Raw genomic sequence first — 5,776 nt, forward strand, 5'->3', positions numbered from 1 at the left:
AAACAGTATTTAAAAGAATTATTATATAATTCTTCTGGATTATATGAGATTACTCGGATAAAACATGAACCTAAAGATTTTAGTATGAATGAAATTAAACGTGAAATTGAATGTGGAAAAGACATCCATTCTCTCTTTCAACTGGCCAATACAATTTTGCCTCAACTAAAAATATCTAATGAAAGTATTAAATACTACGCTTCTTTAGTAGAATATTATTCCGTATATAAATTAAAACAGTTTGATGAATCCCTTATTTATATTTATTTACTTTGCTTTATTTTTCATCGTTATCAAAGAATGAACGATAACTTGATTAATAGTTTTATTTATAAAATGAGGAAATACAACGATGATATACTATCCTTTGCTAAAGAACAGATATATACCTATTACACAGAAAATCAGGGGGATTTCAAGAAAGTAGGCGTACCAAAGAAGCGGATTAAACCAATTTAAAATGAGTAAGCCATGCATAAGCTAATTCACACCAACATCTCTTCGTTTAATGTGAGCCAATTCATGATAAAAAATATGTTGTAGTTGTTGTGTATTTAATACTTTCATATGTGAATTTGATAATACGACCCTCGGTCTGAAGAATCCGAATACAGTTGGACTTGAAATTTTCCCAGCTAAGAGCAGAGGGATATCCTGCTGAACAGACAGAGATTTCTTACAGTTCTCAAAGATTTTGACGATCTTTTCATCTGTAATAACAGGTTGTTTTTTTATGTAGAAAAGTAAACGCCTATTGATAATGACAGTTGCAAAAGTTAGAATGATAACCCCGGCAAGCCAAATATATAAAGTGGTTGTATAAAGTGAAAATGTATCATCATTTTGATTTTGATTACTGTATGTTTGTTTCTTACTTTCTTCGTCTTGTTGTGTTGAACTAGGTGTGTAGGTATTCTCTTTTCTGGTGTCTTCTATATATGTTTTGTCTTGCATACTTTCTTTTGCAGAAGAAACAGCTACAGGATCTTGGTGAAAGGTAACAGCAGTTCCATTATTGTCAGAAAGGAGAGAATAGATGCTGTAGGAACTATCTGGTGACCATGGTAATAAAAGCCTTATAATTAATATCATCCATAACATATACTGCCATCGTGGGGTTAACTTATTTCTAAGTAAGATTTTGACACATAGGATTAAACCAACTACTATACTGGCCATAATTGAGGTTTCTATCAACCAATCAAAAAAGCTAGGTAAATAGACGTTTGCAAAGATATCTATCATTATTATCTATCCTTCCTGTGATTCTCCTCAGTCTTCTTGTCCAGAATACGTTTAAGTTCGTTAATGTCTTCTGAAGATAGCTTTTCTTCTTTTAAAAAATTCACAAATAAAGGTTTAAATGCCGCACCGTAGAAGCGCTTGAGCAGAGACTTTGTTTCTACTTGTAGATAACTATCTTGCGACACTAAAGGATAATACGCATACATACGACCTTTATCTTGATGGTATGAAACAGCTTCTTTTTGTACTAATCGATTAATAAGCGTTCGAATTGTTTTAGGTTTCCAATCCGTTGTTATCTGAAGAGACTCAATCACTTCATTTGCTGTTTGAGGAGATTTTGACCAAAGAACTTTCATAATTTCCAACTCAGCGTCAGAGATTTTAGGTAATTCTTTCATTATGTAGAATTCCTCCCTTGTATTACATTTGTAATCTATAAAGTGATATTACAAACGTAATCATTAATTGTCAACCATATTTTGGGTTACTTAAATACTTATGGCAAGTTTATGGGTTAAGTAACATTCAAAATGTGTGGGTTTCTCCTATTAATATTTGCAGCAATATTTTGAATAAGTTTAAATTGAGACCTACACTTTACCCTTATTCCCCCTTTTCGAGGGGATGGGCAAAAACACCCTATATGCTAATTATGATACGAACGCAGTAGACAGTTTTGTCTACTGCGTTTTTTTAGCTAAAACTTGAATATCAGTGTAAGCTGTAATAATAAAATCAGCATATGGTGTTAATTCTTCTATTGCATGTTTGTGACTTGCAATACCTACAGCAATACTGCCTGCATCTTTGGCCATTTTTACATCAACAACAGTATCTCCAATCATAATGAGTTCCTTTGTTTGAATTCCAAGTTGTTTGCATGTTTTTATAATCATCTCTGGGTTTGGCTTTCCGCATGCTACATCCTCTGGAGTAAGAAGAAAATGTAGATGTGGTATGTGAAGAAGTTCTATACACCTTTTTGTTCGTAATTTATTGTCTGATGTTAAAATACCTGCATAAATTCCTTCACTTTGCAAGGAACTTATACAGTCAGCCGATCCTTGAACCGGATGAAAAGCTTTTTCGATACATAACTCTTCATCGCTTTCTTTAAAAATAGCAGCGGCAAGTTCCTTACAGCGATGCCATGGATATTTTGTTATTTGATATAGCAGGCTCGAGGTAACAATGATTTCATCCTCTTCTGATGCAACTGCTAATAATCCTTTAAAATCAACTTGATCAGGATGTATAAAACCAACTGCTTTTTCCCAAAGTGACTCGTATTCTTCGCCGACAATTTGTAAAAATTTATATTTTCGTAGTCTATCAATTTCATACCAGAACGGGATAGCTTGAAATAACGTACCATCCTTATCGAAAGCAACAGCTTTTGCATCAATGATTTCTCCTGAAATTTGAATTTCCCCCATATTTAAGGTCACCTCATTTATAATAGATATATAACACACTATATACTGTACATTCTGAAATGCGTTACAGGTCAAGGGGGAATTTACGATTTTTACAATTGAAGATATCGCCAAATTAGCTGGAGTTTCTAAAGCGACTGTTTCTCGTGTAATCAATCATCATCCGTATGTTCGTTCAGAGTTAAGAGAAAGAGTGCAAGCAATTATTGATGAAAAGAATTATGTTCCCGTGGCGGTAGCGAAAGATTTACGTCGTCTGCAAACAAATTTAATCGGTGTAGTAGTACCGAGTTTACACCATCCATTTTTTAGCCAACTTATTCAGGAAATAAGTGATATTTTAAAAGGAGATTGTTATGATGTTGTGATATTACAATCAAATTTTGATACGAACAGGGAAAGGGAGTTTATACAATACGTAAGAACGAAGAAGTTAGATGGGCTTATTTTTGCTACACTTTCTTTGCCAATAGAGGAGATTGAATGTGCAAGCACTTCAGGTACAATTGTTATATGCAATGAGCATGTAGAAACAGAATTGATATCAACAGTTCAATTTGATGAAGAACGGGCAGGGTATTTAGGAACAAAGCATCTTTTAGAAAAAGGATATACACGCATTGGATTTTGTTACGATACATTAAAAAGTAAGGCGCAGCGAATGGGAATTTGTGTTCCAAAGGATTTTGGTGTGATTGGATTCGATAATCAGGAACTTTCGATGATGATGAATCCTAATATAACAACCATCCATACCTCTATTGCAAGTATGGCAAAGACTTCTATCGCATTATTACATAAACAATCACAAGGAGAGCGTACACAAAGGCTACAATTGCCTATTTCAGTTATAGAAAGGGAATCGACAAGAAGGAAGGAAGAATATGTTCCACACAAATCGTTTACAATTTCGTAAATATCCAATGGATGATTTAGATTTTTACGTTTCCTTATGGGGGAACGAACAAGTGATTCGCTACATTGGGAAAGGAACTCCCAAAACGTATGAACAATGCAAAAAAACCTTGAAAGCGGGGTTAGTGAAATGTGTGGAGAAAAAGCAATAGCCTTGAGAGATTCATTAGTTATAGAAAAATATGCAGGTACAAAAGAGAATTTAATGGAAGCAGGGAACAGCAAAGATTATAAGAAAATCGCATTATTTTATGAGGGTGTATCAATAGAGGATTTAATGAATAGAACAGTCTAAAAAAGATGGTTTCGGTATTTAAACCCGAACCATCTTTTAATTTAAAGTTTAGCTATAAATAATATTTTGACTCATAAGGTAATTTGGCATAATTGAAGTACTCATATTATCCTTTTTAAAAGCACGTCACTATTCTCTTATGATAATAAGAATGCAACGTACTTTCAAAAATTCAAAAAGCCTTTTTATTTTGTTCCCATTGCAAGTTTTAGTCCTAAACAGATTAGAACTACACCTGTTATTCGCTCCATAATACGCTGGACAGCTGACTTTAAAATCCACGTTCTGAACAATTTCATAATGGAGATGTAACAGATGAACCACCCCAATGTTAGTCCAGAATATATCAGCCCCAGCAACAAGGCTTGAGGAAAAAAACTTTGCGTTGTATTCGTGAATTGAGGAAGAAATGTTAAAAAGAACAAGGCAACCTTAGGATTGAGAACATTTGTTAAGATTCCCTGTCTATAAAGGCGCGAAAAAACATCATATGATGATGTGACTGTTGATTTCCCAACTCTAACATGGTCCTGATTACTATTTTTAAAAGAGGATATTCCTAAAAAAATAAGATATACTGCACCGATAACTTTAATAATGACGAACAGTTTGGCAGATTGCATTAATAATAAGGATAATCCAAGTCCGGTGGCAATTGTATGTACAAGAATTCCGGTGGCAATTGTATGTACAAGAATTCCGCTAGCTATCCCCAATGCAGTGAGTAATCCTCCTTTCGTAGAGAAAGTGATTGTATTTTTTGTTACAAGAGCGGTGTCGATTCCTGGAGACAAGATTAGCAAAATAGATGTGACGATGAATGTCCAGTGATTTATGTTCATTTCGCAATCCTCCCATTATAGAGTAGGTCTCTGATACCGATAGCAGTATCATCAATCGCTTCAATCGCTTCAATTGCTTCTTTAATCTCCCAAGGCGGATCAGCAAATGACATAAAATCATGAACCATCCCTTCATATCTTCGTAAAATAACAGGTACTCCAGATATTCTTAAACGGTTTGCATATTGCTCGCCATCGCTTCTAGCAGGATCAAATTCAGCTGTCACAATGTAAGCTGGAGGTAAGCCACTCAAGTCGACGCTTAGTAGCGGTGAAGCAAAAGGATTATTTATATCCTCTGGTGATGAAAGATAGTGTCCACAAAACCATTTCATAGCGTCATAAGTAAGAAGATACCCCGTTGCGTATTCTTTATAAGTTTCAGATTGTAGACGGCAATCTGTTATCGGATAAATAAGAAGTTGGGCGCACAGTTTTGGGCTCTTTGCTTGTTTCAATTTAAGGGTTACTGCAGCGGCAAGGTTAGCCCCAGCACTGTCACCTCCGATTGCTAATAAAGTAGAATCACCTTGGATATCTTTTGCATGTTTGTAAACCCACTGAGTTACGAACAATGCTTCATATACTGGATCAGGAAACTTGTATTCCGGTGCAAGATGGTAACAAATTGAAACCACGATAACTCTAGCTTTTTGTGTAATTCTACGACAAATCGTGTCGACTCCATTTAGACTGCCAAGCACCCATCCACCTCCATGAAAGTAAATCAAAATAGGGAAGTTCCCTGAATCAGGAGGCGTATAAACCCTAATCGGTATCTCTCCAAATGGTCCATTTATTTTTTTTGTTGTGACACGTTCATTTCCTGAGAGTCTTGGGTTCACAGGTGTTGTCAAATAAGGGTTCTTCACTTGTCCTCGTGCTTCTTGAACAGAAAGTAAATGTAGAGGACGAGATTCTTTTGAATTTATTTTATTGAGAATAGATTTAATTTTGGGATTCAATTCCATCAGTTTTCCTCCTTTTTCTAATAGTACTTATAATCAAGATATTTATAGTATAGATAATAATATCTATTT

The 5,776-nt window shown here is 34.8% G+C and carries 6 protein-coding genes and 2 pseudogenes; 3 read left to right on the top strand and 5 right to left on the bottom strand.

The window, feature by feature from the left end; all coding sequences use genetic code 11:
• Positions 1-429: pseudogene (locus V7183_RS21420) on the top strand (Tn3 family transposase); the annotation flags it as partial.
• A 54-nt stretch (positions 430-483) separates the two neighbouring features.
• Here the strand turns inward: V7183_RS21420 and V7183_RS21425 are convergent.
• The 3 genes and pseudogenes from V7183_RS21425 to V7183_RS21435 all read right to left on the bottom strand — a co-directional run.
• Positions 484-1,245: pseudogene (locus V7183_RS21425) on the bottom strand (M56 family metallopeptidase); the annotation flags it as partial.
• Positions 1,246-1,247: 2 nt separating this feature from the next.
• Complete coding sequence (locus V7183_RS21430; RefSeq protein ID WP_097899452.1) at positions 1,248-1,646, bottom strand: BlaI/MecI/CopY family transcriptional regulator; 399 nt, start codon at positions 1,644-1,646, stop codon at positions 1,248-1,250.
• A 282-nt stretch (positions 1,647-1,928) separates the two neighbouring features.
• Positions 1,929-2,684, bottom strand: coding sequence for an HAD family hydrolase (locus V7183_RS21435; protein WP_335360767.1), 756 nt, complete (start codon positions 2,682-2,684; stop codon positions 1,929-1,931).
• Positions 2,685-2,835: 151 nt separating this feature from the next.
• Here V7183_RS21435 and V7183_RS21440 point away from each other — a divergent pair, with 151 nt between their 5' ends.
• The gene (locus V7183_RS21440; protein WP_335360770.1) at positions 2,836-3,600 is read left to right on the top strand and encodes a LacI family DNA-binding transcriptional regulator; all 765 of its coding nucleotides are present in this window, start codon (positions 2,836-2,838) and stop codon (positions 3,598-3,600) included.
• A gap of 129 nt (positions 3,601-3,729) precedes the next feature.
• Positions 3,730-3,894, top strand: coding sequence for a hypothetical protein (locus V7183_RS21450; RefSeq protein WP_154724644.1), 165 nt, complete (start codon positions 3,730-3,732; stop codon positions 3,892-3,894).
• A 185-nt stretch (positions 3,895-4,079) separates the two neighbouring features.
• On the opposite strand, the gene V7183_RS21455 is transcribed toward V7183_RS21450, so the two are convergent.
• Together V7183_RS21455 and V7183_RS21460 are read right to left on the bottom strand one after the other, a co-directional pair.
• Positions 4,080-4,736, bottom strand: coding sequence for a LysE family translocator (locus tag V7183_RS21455; RefSeq protein ID WP_335360768.1), 657 nt, complete (start codon positions 4,734-4,736; stop codon positions 4,080-4,082).
• The gene (locus tag V7183_RS21460; protein WP_335360769.1) at positions 4,733-5,707 is read right to left on the bottom strand and encodes an alpha/beta hydrolase; all 975 of its coding nucleotides are present in this window, start codon (positions 5,705-5,707) and stop codon (positions 4,733-4,735) included. The genes V7183_RS21455 and V7183_RS21460 overlap by 4 nt, the downstream gene beginning before the upstream one ends.
• Positions 5,708-5,776: the final 69 nt, after the last annotated feature.

This window comes from Bacillus sp. JJ1127 (assembly GCF_036965845.1).
Taxonomy (GTDB): domain Bacteria; phylum Bacillota; class Bacilli; order Bacillales; family Bacillaceae_G; genus Bacillus_A.